Origin of the sequence: Microcoleus sp. PH2017_05_CCC_O_A, assembly GCF_020738785.1 — a bacterium.
Classification (GTDB): Bacteria; Cyanobacteriota; Cyanobacteriia; order Cyanobacteriales; family Microcoleaceae; genus Microcoleus.
On sequence record NZ_JAEQCB010000096.1, the window covers coordinates 13,298 to 28,897 of the forward strand.

The following is a 15,600-nucleotide window of genomic DNA, read 5'->3' on the forward strand; positions in this document are numbered from 1 at the left end:
GAAGAGGTTCGGTTCCGAGGTTTGGATTCTGGGTTTGAGATTGCTCCCAAATCCTGAATCCAAAACCTAAAGGTAGTTTACCCTACCGAGATGATTCGCGCTAGGAAAAATGCCCACGTAGTGACAATTCCTCCCAGGAGGTAGTGAGCTACACCCACTGCCCGACCTTGAGTAATGCTCAGAGCGCGAGGCTGAATCGAAGGAGCTACCTTGAGCTTGTTGTGAGCCCAAACAATGGACTCAATCAGTTCTTGCCAGTAGCCGCGGCCGCTGAACAGGAACATCAAGCTAAAGGCGAACACGAAGTGTCCTGCTAGGAACATCAGACCGTAGGCCGACAGTGCCGAACCGTAGGACTGAATTACTTGAGAAGCTTGCGCCCACAAGAAGTCCCGCAGCCAGCCGTTAATCGTGATCGCACTTTGTGCGAAGTTGCCGCCGGTGATGTGAGAAATTGTGCCGTCTGGCGATACTGTTCCCCACACGTCCGACTGCATTTTCCAGCTAAAGTGGAAAATCACGATCGAGATGCAGTTGTACATCCAGAACAAGCCGAGGAACACGTGATCCCAACCGGAGACTTGGCAGGTACCGCCACGGCCTGGGCCGTCGCAAGGGAACCGGAAGCCTAAGCTGCCTTTGTCAGGAACCAAGCGAGAACTGCGTGCGAACAACACGCCTTTCAAAAGAATCAGAACTGTAACGTGAATGGTGAAAGCGTGGATGTGGTGGATCATGAAATCCGCCGTACCCAACTCGATCGGCATCATCGCTATTTTGCCACCGACTGCTACTGCACCGCCGCCAAAAGCGTGGCTGACGATTTCCATAGCATTAGGCGCTGTGTTACCTGGTGCCAAAGCGTGGATATTTTGTACCCATTGGGCAAATATCGGACGCAATTGGATACCGGTATCTGAGAACAAATCTTGAGGACGACCGAAAGCTCGCATTGTATCGTTGTGAACGTACAAACCGAAGCTGTGGAAGCCTAAGAATATGCAAACCCAGTTAAGGTGAGAGATGATTGCATCTCTATGGCGGAGTACGCGGTCGAGCAAGTTATTAACGTGCTGAGCCGGATTGTAATCCCGCACCATGAAAATTGCTGCGTGAGCTGCTGCTCCAACAATCAGGAATCCGCCAATCCACATGTGGTGGGTGAACAGGGATAGCTGAGTTGGGTAGTCAGTCGCGATGTACGGATACGGAGGCATCGCGTACATATGGTGAGCCACGAGGATGCTGATAGAGCCCATCCAGGCCAAGTTCCACGACAGTTGGGCGTGCCAAGACTGCGTGAAGATTTCGTACATCCCCTTGTGGCCTTCGCCAGTGAAGGGGCCTTTGTGAGCTTCCAAAACTTCTTTGAAGCTGTGGCCAATGCCCCAGTTAGTACGGTAGAAGTGTCCGGCGATGATGAACAACACTGCCAACGCTAAGTGATGGTGTGCTGTATCGCTCAGCCACAAACCGCCTGTGGTGGGGTTCAGACCACCTTTGAAAGTCAGGAAGTCGCTGTAGGCGCCCCAGTTGAGGGTGAAGAAGGGCGTTAAACCTTGAGCAAAGCTGGGGTAGATGTCAGCCATCAAGGCTGAGTTGAAAAGCCACTCGTGTGGCAGTGGGATATCGGCAACTGTTTTAATCAGTTTGCCACCTACTGTCAACGGTGAGCCTGCATCGATCGCGTCCATGCAAGCGTTGATCGGCAGAGCAACGTGAATTTGTTGTCCTGCAAAGCCCAAGCATCCGCAGCCTAGCAAACCTGCCAAGTGGTGGTTCATCATCGATTCTACGTTCTGAAACCATTCCAGTTTCGGAGCGCGGACGTGATAGTGGAACCAACCGGCAAATAGCATCAGGGCTGCCATTACCAAGGCGCCGATCGCAGTGCAATATAGCTGGTATGAGTTAGTGATGCCGTTGGCGCGCCACAGTTGGAACAAACCAGAGGTGATCTGAATCCCGTGAAAGCCGCCGCCTACATCTGCATTTAAAATTTCTTGACCAAAAATCGGCCAAACCACTTGAGCGCTGGGCTTGATGGCTGTAGGATCTGTCAGCCAAGCTTCGTAGTTGGAGAATTTAGCGCCGTGGAAATATGCGCCGCTCAACCATACGAAAATTACTGCCAAGTGGCCGAAGTGAGCGCTAAAGATTTTGCGCGAAACGTCTTCTAAATCACTTGTATGACTGTCGAAGTCGTGAGCGTTAGCGTGGAGGTTCCAAATCCAAGTGGTGGTTTTTGGCCCCTTAGCTAGAGTGCGATCGAAATGACCTGGTTTTGACCACTTCTCGAAGGAAGTTGGAACCGGATCTTTATCGACTACTACTCTAACTTTTACCTCTCGCTCTGGAGGACTAATGGTCATGAAGACTCTCCTCTCGATAAGACAAGGAACGAGAACTGAATACTGTATCTGACACTCCCCACGCTTAATTAGGCGGGGGATTCTCGGTTCCCCGAAACAGCTTGCACTTCGCTCTTTCCAGAGTTACACGCAGGTCGATCGTCTCCCCAAGCATTTTGCTTCTTTGTAAAGAAGCCAGTTCCCCAGTGTCGCTAACAATGTCCCTGGGTACTGCCAACTCTTCTCGCCAGAGCTGCCGATCGCCTCCTTGATTCAGGTTTGATGCGGCTGCTCCTTTTGAGGGAGTTTTATGAATTATAAGCCTGCTAGAGAAGTATTAATCGCTTGTTAACAATACTTAAAAAAGCCTCAATTCTTGATGCAATTACCCCCTTTAATTTCCACAGTCCCTCAAAAAAGTCAAGGGGTATTGCCATTAAGTTTACAAAACTCAAAGATAAAGCAATTGAGGAATACTCATTTATAGAGAGATGTTTAAGAAAATGGCTGGGGCAGTTATTAGTGGGATCGGATTGGTTGCCGGCACAGCCTGAATCCGCGACACAGGGGGCCCCCCAATTGCCGATCGGCAATTCGGCAATACTAAATTCAGTTTTGGGCTATAGTTCCCTATGAGAAGGCTTCTAGGAGTATAGTTGCGTGATTGGCATCAATTGGCAGAGAACGGTTGCAGGCAGGCTGCTGGCATTGTTTGCAGCAGCAGTATTGATTTTGGGTGTAGCAAGTTGTGGCGCGGGCCATCCCTCCATGCCCAAATCAGGAAACAAGAGCGGCTCAGCTACCGCCGAGGTAAACAGAATCTCAGAGGTTTCTCCCCCAGAAGCCATTCAACAACTGCGTCAGGCTCTAGAAATTTACCAGCCTCAAATAAGTATTTTGAATCCAAAACCTGACGAAGTGCTTCAGGATATAAATGTGTCTGTTAAGTTCCAAGTCAAGGACTTCCCCATTTTCAAAGAAGCAAACTTGGGTTTGGGGCCCCACCTGCAAGTTTTATTAGACAACCAACCTTATGCAGCAGTTTACGACATCAACCAAACTTTAACGCTCTCCAACTTAGAACCCGGAACCCATACCCTGCGGGTGTTCGCAGCTCGACCTTGGGAAGAAAGCTTTAAAAACGAAGGTGCTTTGGCCCAAACCACCTTTCACATTTTTACCAAAACAGAGGACAACAAGCCCGATCGCACATTGCCCCTACTAACGTACAACAGCCCGCAAGGCAGCTACGGGGCAGAACCAATCCTGCTCGATTTTTACTTGACAAATGCGCCTTTGCACCAAGTGGCTCAAGCAAATTCCCAAGATGACATACTCGATTGGAAAATTCGAGCCACAGTGAACGGGGAAAGTTTCGCGATCGACCAGTTGCAACCTATATATCTTAAAGGATTCAAACCCGGGAAAAACTGGGTGCAGCTAGAATTAATCGACGAACAGGGAAATACCGTCAAAAACGCCTTTAATAATACAGTCAGACTGATAGATTACCAACCCCAGGGGCAAGATACTTTTTCTAAATTAGTGCGGGGCGAGATCACAGTAGCAGAAACTCGCGGTATAGTCGATCGCAGCTACCAAGTACCAACCCCAACCCCGACACCCGAACCGACACCCGAACCGACACCCGAACCAACACCCGAACCGACACCGACACCTGCATTAGAAAAAACACCAGTAGCCGAACCCTCACCAGCGGTTCCAGAAACCCCAGCTACCGAGCCGAGCTTAGAGCCAAAAGTTGCTCCCGTTCAAACAATAGAACCGACACCAACAGCAACCCCCCAACTCGAAGCACCAAAACTTGTAGAACCAGTTCAAGTCATAGAACCGACACCGACACCGACAGCAACCCCACAGCTAGAAACCCCCAAAGTTGTGGAACCATACCCGTTAAAATAATAGAGCCAAAACCAACACCATCTCCCGAAACACAAAAACAAGAATACAAAGGATACTACAATCGGTTCCGCAACTTTTTGAATCAAGTTACCGAACCTACCGATCCTTCAGTACAGACAGCCCTGCCAGAAATAACAGACAAAGCTCCTGTGCCTAAATTAGTCGCTCCTGCCATACCAGAAGCATCTCCCAATCTAATAGCACCAGCGCCGTCAGTTATCGATCCCCAAAGCGCCGAATTAGAAGTTCCAGAAACAACAGTTTCCAAACCATAAAACATACCCAAATCCGAAGAAAAAGTCGAATTTGAAACCTAAAAAATATTTCAGAATTCATCTGCGTGCATCAGCGTAAATCCGCCTACATCTGCGGTAAAAAAAACTCAGGGAAATCGAACATGACCTATCTCGAAACAGCAGCCAAATTTTATAGCGACGTTGCCGAAACTCCCCAAATTGGACTGTGCTGCGTCCAAAGCAGTCCCTTGCAACTCCCATTATGTCGGCGTCGGCGGCGGATTGGAAGCACTGCAATTTGCTTATTTTTCTAGGCACAATGGATCGGTTATTGCCGTCGATCCGGTTGCAGCAATGCGAGAAGCGGCTGCACGCAACTTGCAAATTGCCGCCCACGAAAATGATTGGTTTGACGAGAGTTTTGTGGAAATTATAGAAGGCGATGCTTTTGCGTTGCCGGTACCGGATGCTTCTGTTGATGTTGTCGCACAAAATTGCTTGTTTAATATCTTTGAACCTGCGGATTTAGCTAAGGCATTAAAAGAGACCTATCGGGTGTTGAAGCCAGGGGGCAGGTTGTTGATGAGCGATCCGATCGCAACTCGCGCAATTCCGCAGCATTTGAAAGACGATCAGCGCTTGCGGGCTTTGTGTTTGTCGGGTGCTCTGACATACGCAGAATACGTTCAACACCTTGTAGACGTGGGCTTTGGGCAAGTGGAAGTCCGGGCGCGCCGTCCTTACAGGCTGCTGGACAAACACAATTACAAATTGGATGCGGATCTGTTGTTAGAAAGCCTCGATACAGTGTCCTTTAAAGTGGACATCCCCCCGGATGGCGCTTGCATTTTCACGGGCAAGACGGCGATTTATGCGGGGTCTGAAGAGCTGTTTGATGACGGGGCTGGTCACATTTTGCAGCGGGGAGTTCCGGCGGCGGTGTGCGATAAAACGGCTGGGAAGTTGGGGGGATTGATGCCGGATCAGGTGTTGATTACTGATTCGACTTGGCATTATAACGGCGGCGGTTGCTGTTAAATTTATTTCGGAATGGGGAGGTAGCGTTCACCGCAGAGATATAGCGGTTATCAAAAAAGTGAGGTATGCCCACGGAGGCCACGGAGGCCACGGAACCCACGGAGGCCTATCCCCATGAGTACCTCATCTTTTTGAGAAAGGCTATAGCTGCCTCTTTCAAATCTTTATGGTGTATGGGTTATTTGGGAAAATAATTGCAGGGAAAAGCAAGCATAAAATTTAGGAGAAGCAAGAGACGCCAATTGCTGAAGTTGGTTGACAAGCAAGTCCTAATACTATAGTATTCGAGTATGACATATAAGACTATTGACTTATTTTCTGGTGCGGGTGGCTTGACTACAGGATTTCACCTAGCTGGTTTTGAATCTTTATGTGCGATCGAGGTGGATGCTAAAGCCCTAGCGACCTATAAGCACAATTACCCAAACACCAAAATTGTTCATCAGGATATACGCGAGGTCAATCCTTTGGATTTGCGATTATGTTTGGGTTTGCAGAGGGAGGAACTAACAGTGTTGATAGGTGGCCCCCCATGCCAAGGATTTTCAAGAAATATTCCTGCTGACTATCGATATCTTAGCGACTCTCGCAATCAGTTATATCGGACATTTTTAGAATTCGTACAAGAATTTAGACCCATTTACGTTGTTATGGAGAACGTACCTGAAATCTTGAAAGCTTACGGTGGTGTAGTTAAGAATGAAATTATACAACAACTTGAATTGCAAGGTTATAAAGTAACTTATGGATCGCTAAACTCCGCGCATTATGGAGTACCGCAGACCAGATCAAGGGCTTTTTTCGTGGCTAGTTTAGATAAACCACTTCAATTTCCTGAACCTACACACGCTGGCGAGATTAGAAGCGATTACAGAGCTACGAAATCTTGTTACCAACTGAGTCTCCTAAAATCAAACATTTCTTCAGTCGTCACAGTTAGAGATGCGATTGGAGATTTGCCGTCATTGAATGCAGGAGAGGAATATAATGCTGAAGTTTATCCTTTGCCACCCCAAACTGCGTACCAAGCAATGATACGTAATGGAAGTACGAAACTTTTCAATCACGTTGCTCGTGCTTTGAGTCCCATTCAAATGTCAAGAGCGCGTCTTCTTAGTGAAGGGCAAGATGCTAGAGACTTGCCACCTGAATTAGCCCCTAAAAAGCACTATAGCGGTGCATATGGAAGGCTTTACTGGGATAAACCAGCAAGAACTATCACAAGGTGGGTTTTCCATCCAGGATCTGGCAGGTTTTTTCATCCAACCCAAAATCGGACAATTACAATCCGTGAAGCTGCAAGATTGCACTCTTACCCAGATAACTTTCACTTTCTGGGAACGTACACTGATATGGCTTCTCAAATTGGAGAATCAGTACCCCCACTTCTAGGCAAAGTAATAGCTGCATCTATTCTCGAAGTTCACCGTCAAAAGACTGTGTACTGAGTTGATCTTGCAAAGCTGAGAGCACAGTCTGCACATATCGATCAAGTGTAAGACGAGTTCGCTCAACCCTGATGTGAACGGCTTCTGGAGAGATGGTTCTAGCTCTGAAAAGTTGCTTTTGATTCTTGTACCAAACTAACTCTGGCTTACCTGCAATACTGCCTTGTAGCCCTGCTCCTGATTTTCCAGTAACTCTATCAACTGTCCAAGCCCAAGAAAAAGCATTTGGGTCAAGTGGATTAAGAGAGAATTCACAGTAAATATATTCATATCCTCTAATGGTTTTCAGCAATATGCCTTCATAGCTATTGATAATGCTCTGTGCTGCCTGACTCGATATAATTTTCTCGTTCCAATGCTGAACAATAGCTGCTCCTAGTTCAGCAGGTGAGGATTGTTCAGTCAAACCAGGAAAACCAAGTTGGGTAGCCTTTTTGATAACATCTGCTCTCTGAATGACAAACCAAAATGTATTGACAACCGTAAGACTATTCAGTTGAAGAGACTTGAGTGACCAACCAGTTGCAGTCGTGGTGTCAACAGCATCATAGAGGAGTTTGCTACGTCCTAATGCTGGATCTGATAAAGGAATATCCTTGACATAATGAAAAATTGCTTCCCAAGTATAATCCTCTATCGAGCCGATAACTGGAGATGCAATGGTAGTAATAATGGCTTGCCTCAATCTTTCAATTTCGTTTTCTGTCAGCACTCAAGAGTTCCTCTACGGCTCGTAAAAATTCACCCATTGTTATGTCCAGAGCATTTGTAATGTGACTAAGAACCCTCACAGATGGACTTTTCAGCCCTCGCTCAAGCTGGCTGATATAGGTTCTGTGCAGACCTGTGACTTCTGCCAGATATTCCTGTGACCAACGTTTCTCTATGCGACGACGTTGTATTTCTAGTCCTAAAGTTTGGTCTAGTTGGCTAGGTTGCATAGAGAAAGATAGTAAGGTTTTGAATACCAAAGTTCTACAGACTAAAGTATTCAATGCTGCAATATGAACACTGAACTCTCCCCCCTCCTATGCCACAGCCATCTTGCCTATGCCGAAAAGCCCAGATTTAACCAGCTTTTCCCCATCCTCCCAAACTTCTCGCTAAATTAAAGAAGTGTAAAACTTACTCAGCCCGCACCAAGGAGATATCCATGCCTCGCGTCAGAGCACCAGAATTCCCCGTAAAGTACCCCTGGTTGAACACCGAAAAACCTTTATCCATTGCATCCTTAAAAGGGCGCGTCGTCATCCTCGACTTCTGGACTTACTGCTGTATCAACTGCTTGCACGTCCTCCCAGACTTAAAATATCTGGAACAAAAATATAAAGATTCCCTGACGATAATCGGGGTTCACTCGGCTAAATTTGAAAACGAAAAAGATGTAGAAAACATCCGCCAAGCTATCCTCCGCTACGATATCGAACATCCCGTAATCGTAGACAGCGGTATGAAAGTTTGGCAAAGCTACGCGGTTCGCGCTTGGCCGACTTTAATGGTGATCGATCCAGAAAGTTATGTCGTCGGCTTTGTTTCGGGCGAAGGCAATAGAGAAGCACTAGATCAGTTAGTTGGCAAGTTAATTGCTGAATACAAAGATAAAAATGCGATCGCCTTTCAAGAACTTCGCTTCAGTTTAGAAAAACAGCGCAAACCTGTGTCAACACCGCTGGCTTTTCCTGGTAAAGTGCTGGCATTTGCGATCGCGCCAACGGAGGCAAAACAGCTTCACCAACATGAGGCGCTGTTGGGCGAAATGACTGAGGACAATGAATCTTTAGATGAAACTGTACTGCCCGGGCCTGCTAATTCAGTTATCCAAAACTTGGTCGGTTCTTGCTTGTTTATTGCCGATTCGGGACACAATCGAATTGTTGTCAGCAGTACCGAGGGTGAGATACTGCACGTCATTGGTACTGGGAAACCGGGTTTGACTGATGGCAACTTTGAAGAAGCTGAGTTTTTTGCACCTCAAGGTATGGCTTTTGATGCAGAAACTCAAATTCTCTATGTTGCTGATACGGAAAATCACGCTATTAGAACGATCGACTTTACGACTCAAAGGGTGCAAACTGTTGCTGGTACTGGCGAACAAAGTCACGAAATTGCTCCCCGCAGCGGCAAGGCTTTAGAGACGCCATTGAATTCGCCTTGGGATTTAGAAAGAGTTGGCGATCGACTTTTTATCGCCATGGCGGGTTCGCACCAAATTTGGGAGATGCAGTTAGATACTGGTACGATCGCCACTTACGCAGGTATTGGTCGAGAATCCTGTGTTGACGGTAGTCTGGCGGAATCTGCTTTTTCTCAGCCCAGCGGCCTGTCTACGGATCGATCGGAGTTGTTTGTCGCTGACAGCGAAATTAGTTCGATCCGCGCCGTCGGTATCGATGAAGACCCGAAGGTACGCACTGTCTGCGGTAGCGGTGAATTGTTTGGTTTTGGGGATAAAGATGGTCGCGGTGAGGAGGTGAGGTTGCAGCACTGTTTGGGTGTTGAATACGCTCAAAATTACCTCTGGGTTGCTGATACTTACAATCACAAAATTAAGCGAATCGACCACCGGGGCGGTACTTGCATGACGATGATTGGAGATGGTAAAGCTGGTTTGGTAGATGCTAAAGGTCTCAAAGCTCGATTTTTTGAACCTTCAGGCTTGAGCGCTATCGGGTCTCATTTGTTTGTTGCTGATACGAACAATCACGTGATTCGGCGAATTGAGTTGGATACTTTGGAGGTCACAACTTTGGATTTTCACAGTTTGTGTGCGCCGGATGTTTGTCTCCCTGATTGATCCGAAATGTTGATAATAGACCTCTTGCAAAAAAAATCACGGAGTTACAATTAAAGGTTTTGAGTTTTAGACCTGAGAGCTAACTCATAATTGTAAAGTGCTGATCTAACCTGCAATCTGCTCCACTTAAGCCAAACCCTTCATTATAGCATAAAATTATTTTGCAAGAGGTCTAATTATTTCAACAACTCAGAAACAGTTTTAAATTGATAACCTTTTGATTGCAAAGACTTGACAATTATCTCAGTTGCTAATACGGTTTTCGAGCGATCGCCTCCGCCGTCGTGCATCACCACAATCGAACCCGATCGCACATTGTTAATCACCTGATTTGCGATATCCTCTACCGTGTGAGTTTTCTCATAATCTTGAGAATCCACATCCCACATAATCAGTTTTTTGTGCATTTGGGCAAGTAAATAAGATAAAACTACAAATCTCCGTCCCCAAGGTGGCCGAAAACTAATACTATTTTGCTTAACGCCCAATTCCTGCAAAAGTTTGTCCGTTTTTTCAATCTCAGACAGCAAATATTCCCGGGGTTTAAACATCATATCCTTATGAGAGTAGGAATGGTTTGCCAACTCATCGCCCCTCGCCACAATCATTTTGACGATTTCGGGATGTTTCTCTATATTGCGGCCGATTTCATAAAAAGTTGCTTTAACTCGATAGCGGTCTAAGATATCTAAAAGTTGATTTGTATAGGGAGGATAGGGGCCGTCGTCGTAGGTAAGCGCCACCACTTTCTCTTGAGTGTCGGCGCGGTTGACACCGAAATAATTGTGGAATTTAGTAACGTTAATCAGTAGCGATGCTGCAAAAAATAACGCTATTGTCAAAAGCAGAAACTTTTGTAAATTTTTACCTATTCGCATAACTGCACGCACTCGATTGAGAAGAAAAGTGAATGGATCGGGACTTACGCATCAAAACCTTCATAAACCGGGTTTTTGCCGTTGTTGCCGGCTGTAACGCCTCTTCGGGTGAAAAAACAGGTTTCCGAGCGGCCGTGCGTAAGTCATATTGATGTCAGATTATAGCACGATCGAGGGCAGATTATTCTTAACATTATATAAAAAAGTATTATCTTCGCAGTGAGGATTGTCTGCTGATATTTTATAATTGTTCAAACAGAGATTGCAGGTAGATTTGAGATTTTTTGCTTAATTCTCCTGAATTTTCTGCCCTAGATCTACCGGGTGCAGCGACCTGTGCAAGGCAAATACGTGTGTAGGGGCGAAGCATGACCGCAGAAAATATGGGATTATAACTAATAACTTATATGCGGTCATGCTTCTTCAGGCTTCAAAAACCAGATGCACCCGATCTATCCCTTCTACCCAACGTTCGTCAAATACCAATTCATAAATACGGTTATTCACTTGGAGATAACCCTCTCGCTTGACTACTAAACCCGACATCAGCAATTCCGTTTCTACTGGACTATCAACAGCCACAACCTGTCTTTGATGTAAAATTTTTCGGTAAAGTTTTAGCAGTTCAACAGCACGCTGTTTATCTTGCAATAGACGATCGCGAATTGTCTTCAAATGCTCTGGTTGATCTTGCGATTCCCAATTTTCTATGATGTGCGATCGCACCAACTCCTCCACATAAGTTGCTTCATTGTTAGTGGGAATAGGAGAGTCAGAAGTGCAAATCAGTTTGCAGACTTTTTGGGTGAGAAAAGGCTGTCCGGCTGTCCAGGCGATTACTTCTGTAAGTAGCGTTTGCGGATTTGTCACTCGTTTCGTTAATCCTTGCAGTAAGGGTTGAGCTTCATGCACTTGAAAACCTTTGAGTTGAATTGCTTGACCCACATTAAAGGGAGTAGATTTTCTATCTTGAATTAATTGAGAAGGAGTAGCCACGCCTAACAAGACAAAATTCAGACGCTGATAGTCAGAACTATCAGCACGTTTGTTATAGCAAGTTCGGATGAGGCTAAAAAATACACTGTTGTCAAACTGAAGATCTAGTACACTATCAATCTCATCTATGAAAATAATGATTTTTTCAGAAATATTGGCTAACAATACTTCATTGATAAATTCTGACAAACGTTGCACGGGCGATAATAATTCGCGTTCGCGCCACCAAGTACGGATATTGACTTTATTTAACAGATGCAAACCACTAACTAAAAGGTAGGCAAAGCCTGCGTACCACTGATCTAAAGTGCTCTGAGGACTGCTAATGATAGAAATATCGATCGCGGTACAAGCAAAGCCTTCTGCTTGCAGCTTTTTCATAATTTGCACGCGCAAGCTGGATTTGCCCATTTGTCGGACATTCAGGATGTAACAAAGCTCGCCCAACTTTAAAGCTTTGTATAGGTGTCTGTCGGCCGATCGCACTACATATGTAGGTGCATCCATTGGCAAACTGCCGCCGACTTGGTAATCGAAATTCGGCGGTTCTTCCGCACTTTTCAGCAGGGAATTTTCGATTACTAATTCGGCTTGAGTTGCTTTGAGAATTTCTAGGGTATGCGACAATTCTTGGGTGCGTTCTTCTACTTTTAGCTCCAAAGTTCGGTTGTAATCTTCTAATTGTTCGTAGAGATTGGCATTTTCAATGGAGATGGCGGCTTGAGAAGCAATGATTTTTAAAGTTTCGATGCGTTGGGGGGTAAATGCGCCGATCGCCAGATTATTTTCTAAGTATAAAATGGCAGTTAGTTTGCCTCGATCGAGCAGGGGAATGCAGAGGATTGATTTGGGTTTAGTGGCGGTAATGTAAGTATCGCGGGTAAATTGTCCTTCGGCGGCGGCATTATTTAATACTACATTTTCGCGGCTGCGAGCGACGTAGTTAACTATGGCGGTTGACAGCAGGGGAATTCCGGTTGCGGGTTCGACGGCATCTACGGGAATGGATTGCAGAATTGTGCGATCGCCCTCTACTGCTGCTGCGGCTTCTATAACCCAACTCCCGCCTCGATCCAGGATGAGAAAACCTGTTTGGGCGCCTGCATTTGCGATCGCAGTTTGCATCACCTGGTTTAACAATTGTTTGAGGACGATTTCGCCCGAGATAGCTTGGGATGCTTTCAATATGGCGGCAAAATCCAGCACTTCGCCCGATTTGTTGCCTGTTGTAACCCAATCTTGCTGATTGTCTCGGGCATCTGTTCGAGTTGAATCGATCGACTGGAGTGCTAAAAACTGCGGGTATCGCGCTGCCAAATCCTTTACCTTAGCTACAGCCCCCCAGCGCTGATAGGCATAGTGGGCATCTTGCAAGTAGTGACGGGCAATATGATTTTGATTTCTGGCTAAATAAAACCTGCCAGCTAGTTCGTAAGCGAGGGCTTCTTCGTTGAGATATTCGTTTTCGCGGGCTAGGATGATGGCTTTGTCGTAATATTCTCTGGCATCTTTATCGTTGCCTGATACGCGGGCGAGTTCCGCTTCCACTAGATAAAATTTGTGCAGGTAATTCATGGGAGCCTGCTTTGCCCATGTGTCCATTTTTTCTTGTTTCGCAGCTACCTTTGTCAGGATTTCTTCTCTTGCCGTCTCTGAGGAATTAGGATATAGCGCCAGTCGCGCTAACATATCGTACAAATAGACAGCAGGGAGAATAAACAAGGAAGCTGCATTAGCTGAATATTCTTCAAAGCTGTCTGCATTCTCAACAGCTTGCTGAAATTCCTCGAAAATATAACAGAGGATAACTTTATGTGAATAAGCGTGCATGAGCGCAGTTCGATCGCCACTTGCTTGATGAACTGGTATCATCTTTTGTTCATCGTATACTTCACCAATCAAACAGCAGGGATTTTCTACTTGTTCGATCAAGTTCAGGATTGCCTGCATATAGATTTGAGTCCAATGACTGTATGCTTCCTGCTTAGTTTGATTAGTAACTTCAATTGCTTTCGCCATCTCTTTTTTTGCATCGATCAGCTCTACACCGCTGAGGTACAAAGCGAAAGCATAGCTAAGTCTAATGCTACTAGCATATTCAATATCTCCAGTTTCTATTCCATTTTGATAAGCTTCTATGCAAAAAGAAGATGTGTCTCTGAGAGGATCATTCCAATGCTTGAGAAATCCCTTATATATTGCATAAACTCTTGTTTTGAATGTTTTATCTTTGAATCGTTCTAGTAATTTCAAAGCAAGTTGACCGAACTGATAGCCAGCGTCCAGCTCTCCTGACGAGCAGAGGATCAGCCCATAACCTATGTATGGATAAGCAGAGCTAGCAGAATTACCATACTGAATCGATAAATTCACCTGTCGGCACCAAATTAACAAGCTCAATTGATTAATTGCGACGAACGCAGGACTCAACAAGTAGTTCATCACCCGCATAGCTGCTAGTTTATACGGGTCGGTCATTGGCGGTAAGTCAATTAACTCCTGGGGTTGCCTGCCTGCTAAGGCAAATTTTATCTGCTCCATCTCTTGTGCCAGATCGGATTGGTTCGGTCGTTGCGGTAATTCTACCCCAAGTAATTTCAGAACTTCTAGCCCAATTTCGATCGCCTCCATAAATTTCGTTTGGGCGCAATAAGCTTGTATTTTAATTTCATAGACTTTTACTTTGTCTAACAGCGTTTGGGCTTTTTGCAAAACTACCCCAGATAAGCGCTCCATTTCATCGTAGTTAGCAATTGTATAAGCTACTTCTGCTGCTTCTAAATACAAATCTAAGGTAAGGTTGTACTGCTGCGACCAACTCTTTTTATTTAACAAAGTTAAGCCGAGCGTAAGGTAATTGAAAGCGGGTTGACTAGCCGCTGAAGATTTGGCTTTTTTACCTGCCTGTAAGTTTAAGCGAGCTAACTCGTATCGCTCTATTTGTCGAGCGATTAGTGTGCGGCCTTTGTTTAACTGATTGACAATATCAAACAGCTTCTGTGACAATTCTTCAGATGATGTATTTTGGAGTAACAACCTTCCCACTCGCAGATGTACTGACTGTCTATCTGCTTCGGAGATGAGAGAGTAAACTGCTTGTTGAATGCGATCGTGGGCGAATTTGTATTCTGCAACTAACCGATCGGACAAACCTGCTACATCAAGTTCCGCCAACTGATAGGCACGGCTGAGGGGCAGGATGAGGTCGGATTGAAGTGCTGACTGTAAATCTGTTGCTGTTGCTGGGAGAGATTTTTCATAGATAATTGCCAGTGTTTTTAAGTCAAACTGATTCCCCACGCAAGCTGCTAATTTTAATACTGCCTGAGTTGCTGTCGGGAGTTTTTTGACATTGTTTACAGTCAGATCTAAAACGTTATCGGTCAGGGGTTGTGCTTTGATTTGTTTTAAGTCCCACTGCCATTGCTGAGATTTGTAGTTAAAAGACAACCATGCTTCAGAATGCAGTGACTTTAAGAATTCATTGATGAAAAACGGATTACCACCAGTTTTTTGCTGGAGCAATTCGGCAAGTGGCTTAGCATTTTTTGATTCCGCAAAAAGCGTATCAACTAAAAGTTGCGTAATATCGGTTAAGGCTAAAGGTGCCAGCAATATTTTATTAATGGTTGTTACTTTTGCTTTGGCAATATTTTCCAAAATTTGAGTTAGCGGATGCGCCTCGGTTACTTCATTATCGCGATATGCGCCCATGAGAAATAGATATTTATTATCTGCTACTGTCATCAGCAGTTGAATTAATTCCAGCGAGGCTATATCTGCCCACTGTAAGTCGTCTAAGAAAATTACTAATGGATGTTCGGGCTGAGTAAATGTATTAACGGGACTTAAACAAATTTTAAGCCCAAACAAGGCCTAAACTGGCTTTATAAGCCGAGAATACGTCCCAATTTTGGTTCAACCATTTCACAAATC

The 15,600-nt window shown here is 45.3% G+C and carries 10 protein-coding genes; 5 read left to right on the plus strand and 5 right to left on the minus strand.

The features are described 5' to 3' along the window. Positions 1 to 77: 77 nt before the first annotated feature. Positions 78 to 2,372, minus strand: coding sequence for a photosystem I core protein PsaA (psaA, locus tag JGK20_RS21780; protein WP_293176795.1), 2,295 nt, complete (start codon positions 2,370 to 2,372; stop codon positions 78 to 80). Between the two features lie 639 nt (positions 2,373 to 3,011). Between psaA and JGK20_RS21785 the strand changes: the two genes are divergently transcribed. From JGK20_RS21785 to JGK20_RS21800, 4 genes are all read left to right on the plus strand, one after another. Further along, on the plus strand, positions 3,012 to 4,274 hold the full coding sequence (locus JGK20_RS21785; RefSeq protein ID WP_293232125.1) for a hypothetical protein: 1,263 nt from the start codon (positions 3,012 to 3,014) through the stop codon (positions 4,272 to 4,274). Positions 4,275 to 4,351: 77 nt separating this feature from the next. Then, positions 4,352 to 4,549 carry a hypothetical protein gene (locus JGK20_RS21790; protein WP_293232127.1) on the plus strand — a complete coding sequence of 66 codons (198 nt, stop codon included), beginning with the start codon at positions 4,352 to 4,354 and terminating at the stop codon, positions 4,547 to 4,549. 162 nt (positions 4,550 to 4,711) lie between these two features. Next, positions 4,712 to 5,548, plus strand: coding sequence for an arsenosugar biosynthesis arsenite methyltransferase ArsM (gene arsM / locus JGK20_RS21795; RefSeq protein ID WP_293232129.1), 837 nt, complete (start codon positions 4,712 to 4,714; stop codon positions 5,546 to 5,548). A 290-nt stretch (positions 5,549 to 5,838) separates the two neighbouring features. Then, on the plus strand, positions 5,839 to 6,996 hold the full coding sequence (locus JGK20_RS21800; RefSeq protein ID WP_293176801.1) for a DNA cytosine methyltransferase: 1,158 nt from the start codon (positions 5,839 to 5,841) through the stop codon (positions 6,994 to 6,996). Here the strand turns inward: JGK20_RS21800 and JGK20_RS21805 are convergent. Together JGK20_RS21805 and JGK20_RS21810 are read right to left on the minus strand one after the other, a co-directional pair. Beyond that, on the minus strand, positions 6,959 to 7,708 hold the full coding sequence (locus JGK20_RS21805; RefSeq protein WP_293196641.1) for a hypothetical protein: 750 nt from the start codon (positions 7,706 to 7,708) through the stop codon (positions 6,959 to 6,961). The two genes, JGK20_RS21800 and JGK20_RS21805, sit on opposite strands and share 38 nt — an antisense overlap. Then, on the minus strand, positions 7,686 to 7,937 hold the full coding sequence (locus JGK20_RS21810; RefSeq protein WP_293176859.1) for a helix-turn-helix transcriptional regulator: 252 nt from the start codon (positions 7,935 to 7,937) through the stop codon (positions 7,686 to 7,688). The genes JGK20_RS21805 and JGK20_RS21810 overlap by 23 nt, the downstream gene beginning before the upstream one ends. A 212-nt stretch (positions 7,938 to 8,149) precedes the next feature. Here JGK20_RS21810 and JGK20_RS21815 point away from each other — a divergent pair, with 212 nt between their 5' ends. Then, positions 8,150 to 9,790 carry a thioredoxin-like domain-containing protein gene (locus tag JGK20_RS21815; protein ID WP_293232131.1) on the plus strand — a complete coding sequence of 547 codons (1,641 nt, stop codon included), beginning with the start codon at positions 8,150 to 8,152 and terminating at the stop codon, positions 9,788 to 9,790. Positions 9,791 to 9,966: 176 nt separating this feature from the next. Here the strand turns inward: JGK20_RS21815 and JGK20_RS21820 are convergent, their stop codons facing one another. Next, positions 9,967 to 10,668, minus strand: coding sequence for a polysaccharide deacetylase family protein (locus JGK20_RS21820; RefSeq protein ID WP_293202919.1), 702 nt, complete (start codon positions 10,666 to 10,668; stop codon positions 9,967 to 9,969). A 423-nt stretch (positions 10,669 to 11,091) separates the two neighbouring features. Further along, positions 11,092 to 15,537 carry an AAA-like domain-containing protein gene (locus JGK20_RS21825; RefSeq protein WP_293232133.1) on the minus strand — a complete coding sequence of 1,482 codons (4,446 nt, stop codon included), beginning with the start codon at positions 15,535 to 15,537 and terminating at the stop codon, positions 11,092 to 11,094. Positions 15,538 to 15,600 lie beyond the last annotated feature (63 nt).